Origin of the sequence: Azospirillum brasilense (assembly GCF_007827815.1) — a bacterium.
Classification (GTDB): domain Bacteria; phylum Pseudomonadota; class Alphaproteobacteria; order Azospirillales; family Azospirillaceae; genus Azospirillum; species Azospirillum brasilense_C.
This window is the reverse complement of sequence record NZ_VITH01000010.1, coordinates 1-17,309: the sequence shown is the minus strand read 5'-3', so window position 1 is coordinate 17,309 and position 17,309 is coordinate 1. Positions and strand designations below refer to the sequence as shown.

13 protein-coding genes are annotated in these 17,309 nt (G+C 69.3%); all 13 read left to right on the top strand.

What is annotated here, in order from left to right; translation table 11 throughout:
• Positions 1 to 158 precede the first annotated feature (158 nt).
• On the top strand, positions 159 to 1,880 hold the full coding sequence (locus FBZ83_RS20430) for a type I secretion system permease/ATPase (protein ID WP_145687562.1): 1,722 nt from the start codon (positions 159 to 161) through the stop codon (positions 1,878 to 1,880).
• A complete protein-coding gene (locus tag FBZ83_RS20425; RefSeq protein WP_145687554.1) occupies positions 1,877 to 3,250 on the top strand; it encodes an HlyD family type I secretion periplasmic adaptor subunit in 1,374 nt (457 codons plus the stop codon). The genes FBZ83_RS20430 and FBZ83_RS20425 overlap by 4 nt, the downstream gene beginning before the upstream one ends.
• 92 nt (positions 3,251 to 3,342) lie before the next feature.
• Positions 3,343 to 3,558 carry a hypothetical protein gene (locus FBZ83_RS20420; RefSeq protein ID WP_145687546.1) on the top strand — a complete coding sequence of 72 codons (216 nt, stop codon included), beginning with the start codon at positions 3,343 to 3,345 and terminating at the stop codon, positions 3,556 to 3,558.
• A gap of 735 nt (positions 3,559 to 4,293) precedes the next feature.
• Positions 4,294 to 5,115, top strand: coding sequence for a calcium-binding protein (locus FBZ83_RS20415; protein ID WP_145687538.1), 822 nt, complete (start codon positions 4,294 to 4,296; stop codon positions 5,113 to 5,115).
• A gap of 74 nt (positions 5,116 to 5,189) precedes the next feature.
• The gene (locus FBZ83_RS20410) at positions 5,190 to 7,535 is read left to right on the top strand and encodes a glycosyltransferase family 2 protein (RefSeq protein ID WP_145687536.1); all 2,346 of its coding nucleotides are present in this window, start codon (positions 5,190 to 5,192) and stop codon (positions 7,533 to 7,535) included.
• Between the two features lie 4 nt (positions 7,536 to 7,539).
• Positions 7,540 to 8,367: a class I SAM-dependent methyltransferase gene (locus tag FBZ83_RS20405; RefSeq protein WP_145687534.1), complete on the top strand. Its 828-nt coding sequence runs from the start codon at positions 7,540 to 7,542 to the stop codon at positions 8,365 to 8,367.
• Complete coding sequence (locus tag FBZ83_RS20400) at positions 8,364 to 9,677, top strand: glycosyltransferase family 4 protein (protein WP_145687531.1); 1,314 nt, start codon at positions 8,364 to 8,366, stop codon at positions 9,675 to 9,677. Before FBZ83_RS20405 ends, FBZ83_RS20400 begins: the two co-directional genes overlap by 4 nt.
• Positions 9,674 to 11,836, top strand: coding sequence for a hypothetical protein (locus FBZ83_RS20395; RefSeq protein ID WP_145687530.1), 2,163 nt, complete (start codon positions 9,674 to 9,676; stop codon positions 11,834 to 11,836). The genes FBZ83_RS20400 and FBZ83_RS20395 overlap by 4 nt, the downstream gene beginning before the upstream one ends.
• 29 nt (positions 11,837 to 11,865) lie before the next feature.
• Positions 11,866 to 13,179 (top strand): glycosyltransferase family 4 protein, encoded by a 1,314-nt coding sequence (locus tag FBZ83_RS20390; RefSeq protein WP_145687528.1) that lies wholly within the window; start codon positions 11,866 to 11,868, stop codon positions 13,177 to 13,179.
• Between the two features lie 137 nt (positions 13,180 to 13,316).
• The gene (locus tag FBZ83_RS20385; RefSeq protein WP_186466146.1) at positions 13,317 to 14,474 is read left to right on the top strand and encodes a hypothetical protein; all 1,158 of its coding nucleotides are present in this window, start codon (positions 13,317 to 13,319) and stop codon (positions 14,472 to 14,474) included.
• Positions 14,475 to 14,537: 63 nt separating this feature from the next.
• The gene (locus FBZ83_RS20380; protein ID WP_114860886.1) at positions 14,538 to 15,725 is read left to right on the top strand and encodes a polysaccharide pyruvyl transferase family protein; all 1,188 of its coding nucleotides are present in this window, start codon (positions 14,538 to 14,540) and stop codon (positions 15,723 to 15,725) included.
• A 181-nt stretch (positions 15,726 to 15,906) separates the two neighbouring features.
• Positions 15,907 to 16,677, top strand: a complete 771-nt coding sequence (locus tag FBZ83_RS20375) for a hypothetical protein (RefSeq protein ID WP_145687526.1) — start codon at positions 15,907 to 15,909, stop codon at positions 16,675 to 16,677.
• 263 nt (positions 16,678 to 16,940) lie between these two features.
• Positions 16,941 to 17,228 (top strand): hypothetical protein, encoded by a 288-nt coding sequence (locus FBZ83_RS20370; protein ID WP_186466145.1) that lies wholly within the window; start codon positions 16,941 to 16,943, stop codon positions 17,226 to 17,228.
• Positions 17,229 to 17,309: the final 81 nt, after the last annotated feature.

The following is a 17,309-nucleotide window of genomic DNA, read 5'->3' as shown; positions in this document are numbered from 1 at the left end:
ACTTCGTCTCAAAAGGAGTTCATGCGGCATGGCCGCGCTTCAACACTTCATTAACCATGAAGCCCTTTGCATGACCGGCTTCATGGCCCGTCCCAAAACCTGAGAACGCGGGACTCCGGAACGCGGCCGGAACGCGGGACGCAAGAAAAGGAACTGGCATGAGCGGTATGGATCGGACCCTGCTGACCCAAGCCTACCGGAAGATTGGGCGCGGCCTGCTGCTGGCCGGCGCGCTCACCTTCTTCGTCAACATCCTGATGCTGGTGGTGCCGCTCTACACGATGCAGGTCTACGACCGCGTGATGAGCAGCCGCAGCCTGGAGACGCTGACGATGCTCGCGGTGATCTCCGTGGGCGGGCTGGTGCTGTACGGCGTGCTGGACTTCATCCGAGCGCGCGCCTTCCTGGTCTGCGGGGCGGTCATCGCGCACCGCTTCAACGTGCCGGCGCTGCAGGCGGCCATCGTGGACGCGCTGGGCGGCGGGACGCGCAACGCCGGCCAGACGATGCGCGACCTGAACGACCTGCGCAATTTCATGACCAGCAACGCCGTGGTGGTGCCGCTGGACCTGCTGTGGACGCCGATCTTCCTGGTCATCCTGTTCATCCTGCACCCGATCTACGGCTGGATCGCGGTGGGGTCGGCGCTGCTGCTGCTGACCATGAACGCGCTGACCGACGCGCTGACCCGCCGCCCCATCGCCGAGGCGAACGAGGCCTCGGCCAAGGTTTTCGCCGACGTCGCCAGCACCGTCCGCCACGCCGAGGCCATCGAGGCCATGGGCATGCTGCCGCCGCTGGCCCGGCGCTGGCAGATGGCGCAGATCGGCTCCGCCTCGCTGATCGACCGCGGCGTGGTGCTGTCGCGCGGCATGGCCTCGGCCTCCCGCTCGCTGCGCCTGATCCTGCAGATCGCCACCATCTCCGCGGGCGCCGCCCTGGTCATCCGGAACGAGGCGTCGCCGGGCAGCATGATTGCCACCGGCATCATCATGGCCCGCCTGCTCCAGCCCTTCGAGCATCTGGTGGAGAACTGGCGGCAGTGGGTCGTCGCCCAGACCGCCCACAAGCGAATCCGCGAGCTTCTGAACGGCGAGGGCGCGCGGCGCAGCACCATGCCGCTGCCCCGCCCCGACGGGCGGCTGGCCGTCGACCGCGTCAGCCACGTGCCGAAGGGCCTGCAGCGCCCGGTTCTGCGCGGCGTCTCCTTCGCGCTGGAGCCGGGGGAAGTGCTGGGCATCATCGGCCCGTCGGGCGCCGGCAAATCGACCCTCGCCCGCCTGCTCGTCGGCATCTGGGAGCCCACCGCCGGCGGCATCTACCTGGACGGCACCAGCACCTTCCTCTGGGAGCGCGAGAGCTTCGGCCAGTATGTCGGCTATGTGCCGCAGTCGGTCGCCCTGCTCGACGGCACCATCGGCGAGAACATCGCCCGCATGGCCCAGGCCGACCCGGCCGAGATCGTGCGCGCCGCCCGGCTGGCCGGCGTCCACGACATGATCGGGCGCCTGCCCTTCGGCTACGACACGCCGGTCGGCGAGAACGCCTTCGCCCTGTCCGGCGGCCAGCGGCAGCGCATCGCGCTGGCCCGCGCACTGTTCGGCAAGCCCCGCCTGATCGTGCTGGACGAGCCGAACTCCAACCTCGACCATGAGGGCGAGCAGGCGCTGCTGACCGCGATCAACCACGCGCGGCGCGACGGCGCCACCATCGTGATGGTCGCGCATCGCCCCTCCATCGTGTCGGTCGCCGACAAGCTGCTCGTCCTCAAGGACGGCATGGTCGAGCATTTCGGCGAACGCACCGACGTGCTGAAGATGGTCCAGCCCGGCGGCGCCGTGAAGGTGGCCCGGCTGGTCCGGACGGGAGAATCCGCATGACCGACACGACGCTTTCCCAGCCCGCGAACGCACCATCCTCTCTCACCGCCGCCTGGTCACCGGTCATCGACGTGACGCCGCACGAACCGACGCTGCGCGGCACCGCGCTGGCCGGGGCTCTGGCCGTCGCCATCGGCTTCGGCGGCTTCTTCGGCTGGGCCTTCACCGCCAGCCTGGACAGCGCGGCCATCGCGCCCGGCACCATCATGGTGGAAAGCCACCGCAAGACCCTCTCCCACCTGGAGGGCGGCATCCTCAGCGAACTGCTGGTCAAGGACGGCGACATGGTGACGGCCGGGCAGGTCCTGCTGCGGCTCGACACCACGCAGAGCGGCGCGGTGGTCGCCCAGCTTCACGGGCAATACTGGACCTCGCTGGCCCGCCTCGCCCGGCTGCGGGCCGAGCAGACCGACGCCAAGGCCCCGGTCTACGCCGACGAACTGGTGGCCGCCGCCAAGACCAGCTCGGTCGCCGCCGAGGCGTTGGCCGCCGAACAGCGCCTGTTCGAATCGCGGCGCGACGCCTATGAGGGGCAGATCTCCATCCAGCGCAAGCGCATCGGCCAGCTCCGCGACGAGCTGGTGGCGCTCGATTCGCAGCGCGTCGCCGCCAACGACCGGCTGCGCTACACCCAGGACGAGCTGCGGATCGTCGAGACGCTGCTCGCCAAGGGCTACGAGCGCAAGCCGCGCATGCTGGAGCTTCAGCGCAACGTCGCCGACACCAAGGGCCGGCTGGGCGAGATCCAGGCCGACAAGTCGAAGGCCGAGCAGGGCATCGCCGCCGCGGAGCTGGAGATCATCAACCTCGGCAACACCCGCCGGTCGGAGGTCGGGAACGAGCTTCAGACCATCCAGGCCACCGTCTCCGACCTGTCGGAGCGGCTGCGCAGCGCCGGCGACGTGCTGAAGCGCCAGGAACTCGTCTCCCCCCAGGCGGGCCGGGTCACCAACCTGCGCTTCTACACGCCGGGCGGCGTCATCCCGGCGGGCCAGGGCATCCTCGACATCGTCCCGCAGGACGACGGGCTGATCGTCGAGGCCCGCGTCTCCCCCGCCGACGTGCAGAACATCGACGTGGGCGGCAGTTCGATGGTGCGGCTGGTCGGCTACCGCCAGCGGCTGGTGCCGCCGGTCCAGGGGAAGGTGCTGACCCTCTCCGCCGACCAGCTCGAGGACGAGCGCACCGGGCAGGCCTATTTCCTCGCCCGGATCAGCCTCGACGCCGCGGCGCTGAAGGCCCTGCCGAACGTGGATTTGCATCCCGGCATGCCGACCGAGGTGATGATCCACGGGCACACCCGGAAGGCCATCGAGTATTTCCTGACGCCGCTGACCGACGGCATGAACCGCGCCTTCCGCGAGAACTGACCGCGGCGGCCCCGCACCGGATCATTTCGCACGCTCCTCCGTTGCCCAGCAGGCAAGAAAAGGCCAGCAGGCAAAGAAAGGACCGTGCGAGCATGACCACACAGTGGGACCGGAACACCCTGAAGCGCGTCGCCGACGCCATCGGCGACGTCCATCTCTACGACAAGCACCACACCGGCGAGTTCATCGCCATGCGCCTGCGCGATTCGCTGGCCGACAGCCCCGGCTATGACCGGGCGGCGGTCGACGACAAGCTGATGCAGTTGGCGCGGGTCGCCCTGGACGCCGCGGAAACAGGCAAAGTCTGAACCGGCCCGGACGCCGGACAGCAACGCAAGACAAAAATTTTGGCCCCTCCCAAGGGCATCGGTGACGGCCATCCGGCAGCCTTCGGCCCGACCGCGGCGGACCGCCGGAGCGCTCCGGACCCGTCGGAGCGCCCGGCCGGGCGGGCCCCAGGCGTGTTTTCCGGACGCCCGTCGCCGCAACCGGGCCACGCGGCGCAGCCGCCGCTTTCAAATTCCGGCTTTTAAAATCCTCCCCCTTCGCCCGCGAATTTTTAAAAAGGTCGTGGTTTTGAATGCGCCGCAGCATCGGGCAGCGCCACCATTGGGCAATGATCAACGGCATAATCCTAAGCCAAACGCATAGGACTTGCGGGTCATTTCACGGCATTTCGTCGAAATTCGACAAAACCTCTTCCCGGCAACTTTGAAAGTATTATGGACGAACAATTCAAAATCTTCCATTAACCATGAGTCGTCGCCTTGAATTGGGGTCCTAAAAACCCTCATCAAGCGCCACGTCCAAAATTAGATGTTTAGATTTTCGAAGGGCTTTGAAGCCAAGGTGACAGCAATGACGTAATGAACGTTGATGATTATTGTGTTTTGACTCTATGAACTCAAGATTTGCCTGGGTTTGACCTTATGTTTGTCACAGCCATGCCGAACGGTATTTGGGTAAAGGCTTAGTGGTACCTCGCCATTTCGGGGTAGGAAATCCCCCACCCCACCGAATCCCATCGTTAAGGAGTATGATTCATGGCCACCCTTCCTGGCGGCAACTATGACGACGTCATCACCGGCACCAACGGCAACGACTTCATCGACGGCGGTAAGGGCGATGACATCCTGATGGGTGGCAACGGCCACGACACCATCCTGGGCGGCGACGGCCGCGACGCCCTGTTCGGCGGCAACGGCGACGATCTGCTGAGCGGCGGCAGCGGGGCCGACGTCCTGGACGGCGGCAACGGCAACGACACGCTGGATGGCGGGGACGGCGACGATTACCTGTCCGGCGGCAACGGCGACGACGTGCTGATCGGCGGCCGCGGCAACGACATCCTCGACGGCGGCAACGGCGACGATGTCCTGAGCGGCGGCGACGGCGCCGACATTCTGCGCGGCGGCAACGGCGACGACGTCCTGATGGGCGGCGGCCACAACGACTACCTGGATGGCGGTGCGGGCAACGACATCCTGATGGGCGGCACCGGCGACGACATCCTCAAGGGTGGCGAGGGCGACGACTACCTGGATGGCGGTGCGGGCAACGACATCCTGGAAGGCGGTGCGGGCAACGACATCCTCGTCGGCGGCGCCGGGAACGACATCTTCGTCTTCTCGGGCGGCGGCGGCCAGGACGTCGTTCTCGACTTCCGCGCCGGCGAGGACATCCTCCAGATCGAGCGCAACATCAACGGCCTGGAGATCAACGACGCCTCCGATCTGGCGGCCCGCGTCACCGACATGGGCGGCAACGCCGTCATCGATCTCGGCAACGGCGACAGCATCATGCTGAAGGGCGTTTCGGCCGACGAAGTTCACAACAACCCGAACGACTTCTTCGTCATTCACTAAAGACGTAATCCACCCAGGAACCGGACCGGCGGCGTGCTGCATTCACGCCGCCGATGGGTCCGGCTAAGGAACGCATGACCGTGCTCGCCGTCCTGCCGGCCTCCGCCTCCATCGCGTCCGCCCAGCTCCATGCGCTCGGCGACGACTTCGTGCTCGCCTCGTGGGAGAGCGACGGACCGGAGCCTTCCGGCCGCGTCGTTCCCACCCTCGACGGCGAGGAGGTCCGGCCGCCCTACACCACCTTGTCCGTGCGGACGAGCTGGGGTGGGCAGCGGGTGCTGTCGATCCTGCGGGCGCCCCGGACCTCCGGTGCGCCCGTCCGTTTCGTGGCCCAGAGCCGCGTCGTCGCGGAGGTCCTGGCCGAACCGCAGGTTCCCGACCCCGACCCCGCCTTCCTGCTCGGCAGCCTCGACGCGCCGTCGCGGCTGCGCGTGGTCCGCTTTCTTTTTGATTTCGCGCGCTCCACCCCGGCGCTGCGCAGCGACGCCGGCTTCGCCGCGGTCTGCCGCCGCATGGTGCTGGAGCTGTCGCCCACCCCCTCCCCCCTGGTCGCCCGCGCCCTGGCGACCGACGAGCTTCTGCTCTGCGGCGGCTCGCTGTCGTCGGGCTTCGGCGAGGTGACGGGGGCGGTCATCATCACGGCGGGCGCCGTCGGCCCCTCCCCCTTCGACGTCTGCGTCGGCTCCGCCCTGGATCGGCGGGGTCGCGCGGCCATGTCGCTGCTGGTCGACAAGGCGCTGTGCGCGCCGGGCAACCTGCTGGTGGTGCTGGGCCGCAACGGGCTGGCCTGCCGCGCCTTCTCGGCCGTGGCGCCCAACTTGCCGAGCCTGACCGAGCGGCTGTCCACGCGCCGCGACACGCCGCTGGAACTGCGCCAGTACATCCTGAACGCGCTCGCCCAACGCGGGCGGTCGGACGCCACGGCGGCGGCGGCGGTGCGCGAGCTTCAGGTGCTCGCCCCGATGCCCAAGCGGCAGGTCGCCGATGCCAAGCGCTCCATCGGCGCCGCCCTCGACCTCGCCGTGCCGACCGGTGACGGCGGGTTGTTCCTGGCCGGCTGGGTGCACGACCCGCACGGCCTGTCGGGCGGCCTCACCGTGCACACGCCCTTCGGCGGCGAGCGCCGGCTGGAGGTTCTGGAGCACCGTTTCCCGCGCGAGGATGTGGCGAAGCTGTTCGGCACCGCGCCGTCCACCGACCGCAGCGGCTTCGTCGCCTACCTGCCCGGCGCGCCCGAGCCCGCCGCGGCGCTTCAGGTCCATGCGGAGCTTCGCCTCGGCTCCGGCGGGTCGATTCGGCTGGTGCCGCCGCTGCGCCCGCTGTCGCCCGCCGACGCCCGCGCCGCGGTTCTGGGCAGCCTGCCGCCGCAGCACGCGACGCCGCTGGTTCTGGAAACTGTGATCGCCCCGGCCGTCGCGCCGCTCCACGCCGCCCATATGGCGAGCCGCGGGGAGCCGGAGATCGTCAGCTTCGGGCGTGGCCCGGAAACGCCCGCCGTCTCGGTCATCATCCCGCTCTACAAGGCGCTGGAGTTCCTGCGCTTCCAGCTCTCCAGCTTCGCCACCGATCCCGGCATGGCCGGGGCGGAGCTGATTTTCGTGCTCGACAGCCCGGAGCAGCGCGACGAGCTGGTGCACATGCTGCACGGCTTCCACGCGCTCTACGGCCTGCCGATGCGGGTGCTGGTGCAGCCGGCCAACCACGGCTACTCGGCGGCCAACAACACGGGTGTCGCGGCCTCCAGCGGGCGGACGCTGCTGTTCCTGAATTCCGACGTGATCCCTGACCAGCCCGGCTGGCTGCCCGTCCTGCTCGGCGCGCTGGAGCGCACGCCGGGCACCGGGGCGGTCGGGCCGAAACTGCTGTTCGACGACGACAGCCTGCAGCACGCCGGGCTGTACTTCGACCGCGACGTCCGTGGGCGCTGGTACAACCATCACTTTTTCAAGGGGCTGCCGCGCGACTTCCTGCCCGCCCGGCGGGAGCGCAGCGTGCCCGGCGTGACCGGCGCCTGCCTGATGATGACCCGCGAGACCTTCGACGCGGTGGGCGGCTTCTGCGAGGACTACGTCATCGGCGACTACGAGGACTCCGACCTCTGTCTGCGCATCCGCAAGGCCGGGCTGGACATCCGCTACGTCCCCTCGGTCGAGCTGTACCATCTGGAGCGCCGCTCGATCAGCCGGCACCAGGGCTACACCCGCGGCGTCGCCTCCGAATACAACGGCTGGCTCCACGCCCGCCGCTGGGCCGCGATGATGGAGGAGCTGGCCGCCCGCGACTGGAACGCGCCGCCGCCCGCGCTGGAGGACAGCCTGATGCGCCCCCTGTCGGCGGGCGTCCCAACGGACACCGCCCTTCCCGTTGCCGTTCCGGGCAAATCCCGCCTGTTCGGGCGCGCCAACCGGAACCGGAGCTGACCTGATGAACGAGATCCTCACCGGGCGCCGCCTCGCCGTCCTGCGCCGCAACACCGACCCGCGGCTGGAGTGGCTGTGCGCGCAGATCGCCCGCAACCGCTTCCTGCCCGTGCCGCCGCCGGACCGCGTGTTCATCGGCGACGGCGATTTCCGGGCCATCGGGGCGGAGTTCCTGCGCCACTTCGTGCGCGTCGGCGGGCTGAAGCCGAAGCACCGCGTGCTGGAGATCGGCTGCGGCATCGGGCGCATGGCCGTGCCGCTGACCCAGTATCTCGACTCCAGCTACGACGGCGTGGACATCGTCGAGGACGGCATCCGCTGGTGCGCGGAGACGATCACCCCGGCCTATCCGGAGTTCCGCTTCCGGACGCTCGACGTGGCGAACGCGCTGTACAACCCCGGCGGGGCGGAGGACGCGGCGCAGACCCGCCTCCCCTTCCCCGACGGCGGCCACGACTTCGTGATCCTGACCTCGGTCATCACCCATCTGCGGACGGCGGAGACGGTGCGCTACGCGGCGGAGATCGCCCGCGTGCTGAAGCCGGGCGGGCGCTGCTTCCTCAGCCTGTTCCTGGTGGACGCCCGCGCGCGGGACGGCATCGCGAAGAAGACCGCCCGCCCGGCCTTCCTCGAGGCGGCCGGGCCGGAGTTCATCGCCGACGAGGCCAACCCGAACGCCGCCGTCGCCTACGGCGAATCCTTCCTGCTCGGCACCTTCGCGGAACAGGGGCTGCGCCCGGCGCGCCCGGTTCTGCGCGGCCATTGGAGCGGGCAGCGCAACGCCGAGAACTTCCAGGATCTCCTGGTTCTGGAAAAGGAGGGCGCGCGATGAGCCTGCCCCGCGTCCTCGTCGTCGCCCACAACCACCCCAGCCTGCACCCCGGCGGCACGGAGATCTTCGCGCACGAGCTGTTCGGCAGCCTGAAGGCCAAGGGGGCGGAGGCCCTGTTCCTCGCCTGCACCAACGGCGTCCACCGCGACCGCAAGCCCGGAACCAACCTCCAGACGCTGGGTCGCAGCGCCGACGAGGTGGTGCTGTGGGCCGGGCATTTCGATCACTTCTTCCAGAGCCAGATCGACCTGCACGGCATCGTGCCCGACCTGTCGAACCTGCTGCGCGCCTTCCAGCCGGACATCGTGCACATCCACCACACCTTGCTGCTGGGTGTGGAGATGCTGTTCCTGATCCGCCGCGTCTGCCCGCGGGCGCGCATCGTCTACACGCTGCACGACTACTACCCGATCTGCGCCAACGACGGGCAGATGGTGACGACGAACGGCCATGCCCTTTGCCGCATGGCCTCGCCCGACGCCTGCCACCGCTGCTTCCCCGACCGGCCGGCCGACCAGTTCGTGCTGCGCGACAAGCACATCAAGGCGATGTTCGGGCTGGTCGATCATTTCCTGGCACCCAGCGCCTTCCTGCGCGACCGCTACATCGCCTGGGGCATCGACCCGGACAGCATTTCCGTCATGGAGAACGGGCGCCCGGCGGTCCGTCCGGCGCCGCACCGGCCGCTGCCCGCGGGCGCGCCGCGCAACGCCTTCGCCTATTTCGGCAACCTGAATCCCTTCAAGGGGATCACCGTCGCGCTGGACGCCGCCGCCCGGCTGGAGAAGCAGGGGCAGGACCTGACGCTGGCCGTCCATGGCGGCGCGCCCTTCCAGACCGATGCCTTCAAGGACAAGGTCGAGCAGGGCTTCAAGGGCGCCCGCGGCACCGCCGTCCGCCACGGTCCCTACCGGCGCGAGGAGATGCCCGAGCTGATGGCCGCCGCCGATTGGGTGGTGATGCCGTCGATCTGGTGGGAGAACGCCCCGCTGGTCATCCGCGAAGCCTTCCAGCACCGCCGTCCGGTCATCTGCAGCGGCATCGGCGGCATGGCGGAATCGGTGACCGATGGGGTGGACGGGCTGCATTTCCGGGCGGGGGACGCCGCGGATCTGGCGCGCGTGATGACGCGCGCGATGACCGAGCCGGGGCTTTGGGACCGGCTCGTCTCCAACATGCCGGCGGTCCCGACGACCGAAGAGTCCGCCGAAAAACACGTCATTCTCTATGACGACATAATGAATGGTCCGGGGGGATCGCATGGGCAAACACATGGGCAGGGCTCGATTGCGGGGAGCATCGCGGGATGAAGGAACCGATCACCAAGGCCGACATCACGGCGGCCATTCTTCTTGACGACGACACGCTCGTCCTGTTCGGCGCCATCGACCGGGCGCTGCCCGCGCAGGGCGCCGTGCATCTCGACGGGTCGGTGGAGGGCCGCTACGCCGGACGCTCCTGGGCCGATGCGGAGGGCGAGCGCTGGTTCCTCGGCGGCATCCGCGTGCCGGGGTTGGCGCAGATGCGCCCGTCGCGCGTCGAGTTGGCGGACGAGACGGGGGAACGCCTCGTCCTGCCGCGCCTGTCCAACGTCCGCACCAACCCGTCGCACCTCGTCTCGGCGCTGAAGGGCTTCCAGCCCGGCGCGCTGGCCGTGGCGCTGGATTTCGCGATCCAGCTCGCCGCCTCGTCGGAGGGCGAGTCCGACCGCATCGGCCGCCTGCTCTCGGGCCTCGCCCAGGAGGTGTCGCAGCCGGACGGCTTCGCCGAGGTGTTCGGTCGCTTCCGCGACGGCAGCCTGATGCTCCAGGGCTGGGCGCGCAGCTTCCGCAACGGCGCCCAGAAGATCCTGATCGAGGCGGAGGAGACCGCCGCCTACCGCGCCACCGCCGGAGCCTTCGCCCGCCCCGACCTGCCGCCGGAGGCGTCGGGCGTGATGGCGGTGCTGACCGACCAGACCCCGCTTCCCACCGCCATCCGCCGCATCCACTACCGCGCCGCCGAGGGCTGGCGCCATCTGGAGATCTTCGAGCACCGCACCATCCTGCCCGATGGCGTGGCCTCCGCCCATGTGCGCGACATGCTGGGCAACATCCGGGACGCCGAGACGCGCCAGCGGATGACGCGCATCGCCGCGTCGCGCTACGACGGTGCGGAAACGGTGTCACGCCTCGACATCCCGGTGCGGACCGGGCTGGACATGGCGCTGCGCGTGCCGGGGGCCGGGCTGTTCGTCGCCGGCTGGCTGCTCGACCCGACGCGGCAGGTCCGCGCCGTCACGCTGAAGGGGCCGGGCGTCGCCGTCCGGCTCGACGAGGGCTGGTCGCGTCTGGCCCGCCGCGACGTGACGGAAGCCTTCCAGCATGACGGTCTGTTCGCCGGGCGCATGATCCCCGGCCAGGACCAGCATGGCTTCACCGCCTTCGCCGCCGAGCCGTCGGGCCTGCCCCCGGGCGCCGAGTTCCATCTGGAGCTGGAGCTGGCCGACGACCGCTTCGCCTTCCTGCCGCTGAGCTGCCTGCCGCCGGCCCCGGAGGCGCTGCGCCGCATGCTGTCGCTGGTCAACCTGGACAGCCCGTCCATCGACACGCTGATCGCCCGCCATGTCGGCCCGATGCTGCGCACCGCCCGCGCCCGCTCCGGTGCATTGCCGTCGACCGGCGTTCACCCGATGGGCCATCCGGTGAAGGCGCCGCGCGTCTCGGTGATCCTGCCGGTGACCGACGGTCGCGAGGACGTGGACCTCAACATCGCCCGTCTCGCCATCGACCCGGACTTCGCCGAGACCGAACTGCTGGTGGTCGCCGCCGCCGGCACGCACGAGCGGCTGGGCGGGGCGGTCCGTCAGGCCGCCGCCTTCTACCGCATGGCCGTCACCTTCGTCGCCGCGCCCGACGCCACCGACGCCTTCGAGGCGATGGCCGCCGCCCTGCCCCACGCCCGCGGCGAGCGGGTGCTGACGCTCTCCCCCTCCGTGCTGCCGACCGAGAAGGGCTGGCTGTCGGCGCTGGAACGGGTATCGCGCAAGTCCGGCGGGCCGGTGATGGTCAGCCCGACGCTGCTCTACGAGGACCATTCGATCCGCTTCGCCGGCATCATGGCGGTGGAGGATTCGGACGGAGCCAAGACCTTCGAGCGCCGCTTCGCCGGCTACCCGCGCGACTGGCTGAAGGAGCAGGACGCCGCGGCGGTGGACGCCGCCGCCCCGGAATGCGCGCTGCTGCCCAAGGACGCGCTGGTCCGGGCGCTGGCGACGATGGGCTCCTACATGGGGGCCGACCACAAGGGGCTGGACCTCTGCCTGCGCCTGCGCGCGTTGGGCGGGGCCTGCGTCTGGCTGCCCCGCGTCACCCTGGTGGCGCTGGACGAGCAGCCGCGCGACGCGCACGCCGACCGCTGGCGCCGCGCCGGCGCCATGGTGGACCGCTGGAGCTTCGAGGACATCTGGTCCGCCCGCGCCGCCGCCTGAACCCAGCCCTATTCGAGATCGGCCCGACCATGAGCAACAAGCGCGTCCTGATCATCAGCCACGGCCATCCCGCCTTCTCGCTGGGCGGCGCGGAGGTCGCCTCCTACAACCTGCACCAGGGGCTGCACGACCTGCCGGGCTGGGAGAGCCATTACCTGGCCCGCACCTCCCCGCCGGTCACGCCGCACGGCAGCTCCGCCCTGATGGCGCTGCGCCAGAAGGAGCGGGAGGTCCTCTACTACGCCAACGACTACGACCATTTCCGGCTGTCGAACCGCAACCTGCCGGGGCTGGAGAAGGACTTCGTCCGCTACGTCCGTGACCTCCAGCCGGACGTGGTGAACTTCCACCATTTCCTGGGTCTGGGCATCGAGACGATCCAGGCGATCCGGCAGGCCCTGCCCCGCGTGCCGATCGTGGTGACCTTCCACGAGTATCTGTCCATCTGCCACCACCACGGCCAGATGGTGAAGACCAGCCGCAACACGCTGTGCTACCGCGCCAGCCCGGCCGACTGCGCCGGCTGCTTCCCGCACATCGGCGAGGCGCAGTTCTTCAAGCGTGAGCTGTTCCTGAAGACCTTCCTGGAGCAGGCGGACTTCTACGTCAGCCCGTCGAACTTCCTGATCGACCGCTACGTCGACTGGGGCCTGCCCCGCGAGAAGTTCCGCATGATCGAGAACGGCCTGACCGTCGAGGGCATCGCCCCGCCCCGCCCGCTGGCCCGCGGCGGCAAGCGCAACCGCTTCGCCTTCTTCGGCCAGCTCACCGAGTTCAAGGGCGCCCATGTGCTGGTCGAGGCGATCGGCCGGGTCTCCGAGAAGGCCTGGGGCGAGGACGGCGCGCTGATGATCTTCGGCGGCAACCTGGAGCGCCAGCCCGAGGCCTACCAGAAGAAATTCAACGAGGCGGTGGAGCGCGCCGGCGACCGCGTGCGCTTCTACGGCAGCTACCGCTCCGCCGAACTGCCCGGCCTGATGAAGGACGTGGACTGGGTGGTGATGCCGTCCATCTGGTGGGAGAACTCGCCGGTGGTGATCCAGGAAGCCTTCCTGCACGGCCGCCCGATTATCTCCAGCAACATCGGCGGCATGGGCGAGAAGGTCACCCACGGCGTGGACGGCCTGCATTTCCGCAACGCCAGCGTCGAGGATCTGGTGGACCGTCTGACCGAGGCTCTGACCACGCCGGAGCTGTGGGACCGCCTGCGCATGCGCATCCGCCGCCCCATCGACCGCGCGGAAAGCGCCCGCCGCCACGCCGACGTGTTCGACGCGCTGATCGCGAACGCGGGCGGCGGTGCCGTGTCGATGCCCGAGCGGGCGGTGGCGCAGAAGCCGTGATGGGGATGTTCGTGCAGGACAACCGTGGCCCCCTCCCCAACCCTCCCCCGCTGCGCGGGAGAGGGGGCGGGAGCAGAGCGGCGGCAGTTCCCTCCACCGCCAAAGGCGGGGGAGGGTTAGGGAGGGGGCAATGCACCATGGCCCTGATCGCCTGCACCCTCCTCCTCTCAACCCCCGCCACCGCCGCCGACCTCCGCGTCAGTGTCCCCACGGACGCCGCGCTTGAGACCGTCTACGACCACCGCACCCAGGCCTGCGAGGACTGGGACGTGCCGGACGCCCCGGCGCGCGCCTGGAAGACGGCGGACGGCAGCCTCCGGCTGCTCGCCGCGCACACCCGCGCCCGCATCCTCAGCGGCCCGTCGCTGAACGAGTTGCACCACGGCTGTCGCGTCGTCTTCCAGTCGGCCAAGCGCGACGACCCGGCGCGGTTCGACGACATGGGCTGGCTGACCTCGCCCTACACGCTGGACGGCACGACCGTCTACGGGCTGGTCCACAACGAGTATCACGGCCACAAGCGCCGCGACCTCTGCCCGACCGGCGACTACATGGCCTGCTGGTGGAACGCGCTGACCCTCACCGTCTCGCACGACGGCGGGCAGAGCTTCGGACCGGCGCGCTACGTCGCCGGGGTGCCCTACCGCTTCCGCGGCGATCTGGGGAAGCGCGCCGGGCTGTTCGCGCCGAGCAACATTGTCGAGCGCGACGGCTGGTACTACGCCATGGCCTTTGCCGAGGGCATCGGCGCGCAGAAGCGCGGCGTCTGCCTGATGCGCACCCGCGACCTCGCGGATCCGGCGTCGTGGCGGGCGTGGGACGGGCGGGACTTCACCGTCCGCTTCCGCGACCCCTACACCCAGGGTGAGGCCGACCCCGAGGCGTCGGTCTGCGCGCCGCTGCCGCCCGACCGCCTGCCCTTCACCGTCACCAGCCTCGTCCGCCACACGCCGAGCGGCCTCTACGTCGCGGTGATGGCGGGACGGCGCGCGGAGCGCAAAGGGGCGGAGCCGGTGTCCGGCGTGTGGGTGTCGACCTCCGCCGACCTGATCGGCTGGTCCGCCCCGCGTCTCGCCTGGGCGGCACCGCTGCTCACCGACAAGAATTGTGCCGTGGACGAGACCTTCTACTACCCGGCCATTCTCGATCCGGACGCCAGAAGCCGGAATTTCGAGGACACGGATGGAAACGCCTGGCTCTACCTGACCCGGCTTGCCCAGAAGAACTGCAAGCCGACCAGGGATCGCGATCTGGTCCGAATAATGATCCGGGTTGAGCCGTCCCAAAGCGGCTAAAATTCATCAAGACAAAGCCCGAACCTCGCAACCCTCCACCACCCCGACCCCAGGAGAATTGAATTGGCTAACATCCTAGTCATGATTCCCTCCGGCGAAGTCTACGACCATGACTGCGTGCGGTGGTACAGCTACCAGAACATTCAGCGTAGCATCAATCATTACCACAACATCGGCGACGCCTTCGTCTACGATTCCTCGCTGAAGCTGCTGACCTTCGACCGTCTCGACGTCGTGGAGATCCGCGAGTTCAAGCAGGAGGTGGTGGACCGGGCCAATGCCGAATACGATTACGTCTTCCTGCGCGGGTCGAACTACATCCACGACCACATGACCTGGCCGGAGGGCACCGAACAGGTGCTGTCCAAGCTGCGCATCCCGGTCATCGCCTTCGGCGTCGGCGCCCAGGCCCCGGCCACCGGCAAGCTGACGCTGTCGGACGAGAGCAAGCGCATCTGGCAGATGTTCGCCGACAAGTCGACGACGCTGGGCGTGCGCGGCACCTACACCGCCGAAGTGCTGTGGGACCTCGGCATCAAGAACGTGCGCATCGTCGGCTGCCCGACCGCCTTCCGCAACCGCGATCCGGAGCTGCGCATCGACCTGCCGTCGCTGGACAGCGTGCGCAACGTCGGCATCACGATGCGCCGCGAGGTGTCCAGCCACTATTCGCCGGACGTGAAGACCTACCTCACCCGCCACCGCGACTTCGTCAAGGACATGAGCCGCCGCTTCGACACCGTCCTGATGATGCAGGGCGAGGTCGAGGAGAAGAAGCTGCTCTGGGGCACCGACGAGCAGAAGGCCGAGGCCTGGGACGAACTGCACAACAACAACTGGCTGAAGAACTGGTACTTCGACGAGGAACTGGACGAGCTGTACCGCTCGCGCCTGTGGTACTCGGACGTCGTCGCCGACTATGAGAGCATCGTGCGCTCGAAGGACCTCGTGCTGGGCTACCGCCTGCACGGCAACCTGATGGCGCTGTCGAACGGCACGCCGTCGGTCTACTTCAGCTACGACAGCCGCACGGCGGAGTTCGCCGAGACCTTCGCGATTCCCTGCTACGACGTCTACTCCGACAAGCCCTTCGTCCTGGAGGAATACTGGGACCAGAGCCTGTTCGAGAAGTTCAACCGCACCTTCTACCAGCGCTACCGCGACATGCGGGAGTTCCTGGACGAGAACTACATCCCGCACCGCATGCCCAGCCCGACCGCGCGCAAGACCCCGCAGCGCAAGGCGGCCTGACGGCGGTTGCCGCTCTTCCAGAAAAGCACTTTCATAACCCTCTCCCCTCTGGGGAGAGGGTGGCCCGGAGGGCCGGTGAGGGGGTTGTGCTTGGCGGCACGTCCGGCACAGGCGCACCCCCCTCACCCTAACCCTCTCCCCAGAGGGGAGAGGGAATTCAACCATTCCGCGAGTGCCCGCCATGCCCGACGTCGCCACGCCCGATACCCTGTCCTCCACCCCCGTCGCGGCGGAACCTGCGGCGTCCGTCATCGAAGGCCGGGTGGACGCCGTCCAGGCCGGACGGATCTACGGCTGGGCCTGGGACCGCTCCTACCCCGCCGACCGCCTGACGGTGGAGTTCCGCGCCGAGATGCCGGACGGCCGCAGCATCGTCCTGGGGCGCGCGCTGGCCGACCGCCCGCGCGAGGATCTGGTGGGCGGCAACTTCGGCGACGGGCATCACGCCTTCGAAGCCGATCTTGAGATTCCGGCCGGGCTCGACCCAACGCGCGTCGTCGCCGTGGCCGCTGCGCCCAGCACCGGCACGATCGCCACCTTCGCCCAGCCGAGCGCCGAGGAAAAGCTGCTGGAGCGCACGCTCGCCCCGCATCTGGTGCGCATCGGCGCCGGGCTGGACGCCGCCCGCCGCGACCACCAGCAGATCGCCGCCGGCCAGCAGGGCATCGCCCGGCTGCTGCGCGAGACGCAGGAGCGCATCGCCGCCGGCCAGGCCGGAGCCGGAGCCACCGCGGCGCAGCAGGCTGCCCTGTCGGACGCGCTGCACAGCCTGCAGGAGCGGGTGGCCGGGCTGGAGGTCTTCCTCGTCCGCATGGACACGACGCTGCGCGGCTTCGACGACGCGCTGAAGGTCAAGTCGGCCAAGTCGCACGCCCCCACCATCATCGCCGCCCTCGCTTCGGCCGTGGGCGCCTTCGCCGCGACGGTGATCGGGCTGGCGATTTTCGGATAACGGCAGTCCGCCGCCCGGCTCCTGCACCAAGACTCCGTTTCATCATTCCCAGGCGCTTCAGCCGCCGCCGAGCCCGGCGGCGGCTTTGCCGTGCGCGGGTGGTGGGTGTGCCGGTGATGGACGGGGCGCCGGTCCGCGTGCCACCCTGCATGACGCGCGTCCCGCCGGGATCTTGCGGGCCGCGGTGCGGCGTCCGGGACGTCCCTGAACGAACCGCACTCCGAACCGACAAGGCCGACGGCCTTTACCGGGAGACATGCGACATGCCCGCAGACGATCCGTCCACCCCTCAGACCTCCCCGCTTGGCGGCGCCCTCATCACGCCCAAGGATCTCCACGCGATCACCGAAGCGCAGGAGATGGCGCGGCGGAAGGAGGCGCAAGAGCTTGAGAAGAAAAGGCAGGAGGAGCAGACCGCGATCCACGACGCCTTCATGCACCAGCACATCCGCCCCGACGCCAAGGAGCGCTTCACCCGCGCCGTGCGCACGGCGGCGGAACGCGGGGAGACCGAAATCGAGATCGTGCGCTTTCCCAGGTCACGTCCCTGAACGTGGTGTAGGAGCTGTGGGGAACCGGCCCGCCGAAGCGCCCCCCAGAGCTGGCGTAGGCGGGCCGGTTTTCCACAGCGG

Coding starts and splice junctions, on each gene's coding strand:
- FBZ83_RS20430 (WP_145687562.1), top strand. CDS start 159: ATGAGCGGTATGGATCGGACCCTGCTGACCCAAGCCTACCGGAAGATT.
- FBZ83_RS20425 (WP_145687554.1), top strand. CDS start 1,877: ATGACCGACACGACGCTTTCCCAGCCCGCGAACGCACCATCCTCTCTC.
- FBZ83_RS20420 (WP_145687546.1), top strand. CDS start 3,343: ATGACCACACAGTGGGACCGGAACACCCTGAAGCGCGTCGCCGACGCC.
- FBZ83_RS20415 (WP_145687538.1), top strand. CDS start 4,294: ATGGCCACCCTTCCTGGCGGCAACTATGACGACGTCATCACCGGCACC.
- FBZ83_RS20410 (WP_145687536.1), top strand. CDS start 5,190: ATGACCGTGCTCGCCGTCCTGCCGGCCTCCGCCTCCATCGCGTCCGCC.
- FBZ83_RS20405 (WP_145687534.1), top strand. CDS start 7,540: ATGAACGAGATCCTCACCGGGCGCCGCCTCGCCGTCCTGCGCCGCAAC.
- FBZ83_RS20400 (WP_145687531.1), top strand. CDS start 8,364: ATGAGCCTGCCCCGCGTCCTCGTCGTCGCCCACAACCACCCCAGCCTG.
- FBZ83_RS20395 (WP_145687530.1), top strand. CDS start 9,674: ATGAAGGAACCGATCACCAAGGCCGACATCACGGCGGCCATTCTTCTT.
- FBZ83_RS20390 (WP_145687528.1), top strand. CDS start 11,866: ATGAGCAACAAGCGCGTCCTGATCATCAGCCACGGCCATCCCGCCTTC.
- FBZ83_RS20385 (WP_186466146.1), top strand. CDS start 13,317: ATGGCCCTGATCGCCTGCACCCTCCTCCTCTCAACCCCCGCCACCGCC.
- FBZ83_RS20375 (WP_145687526.1), top strand. CDS start 15,907: ATGCCCGACGTCGCCACGCCCGATACCCTGTCCTCCACCCCCGTCGCG.
- FBZ83_RS20370 (WP_186466145.1), top strand. CDS start 16,941: ATGCCCGCAGACGATCCGTCCACCCCTCAGACCTCCCCGCTTGGCGGC.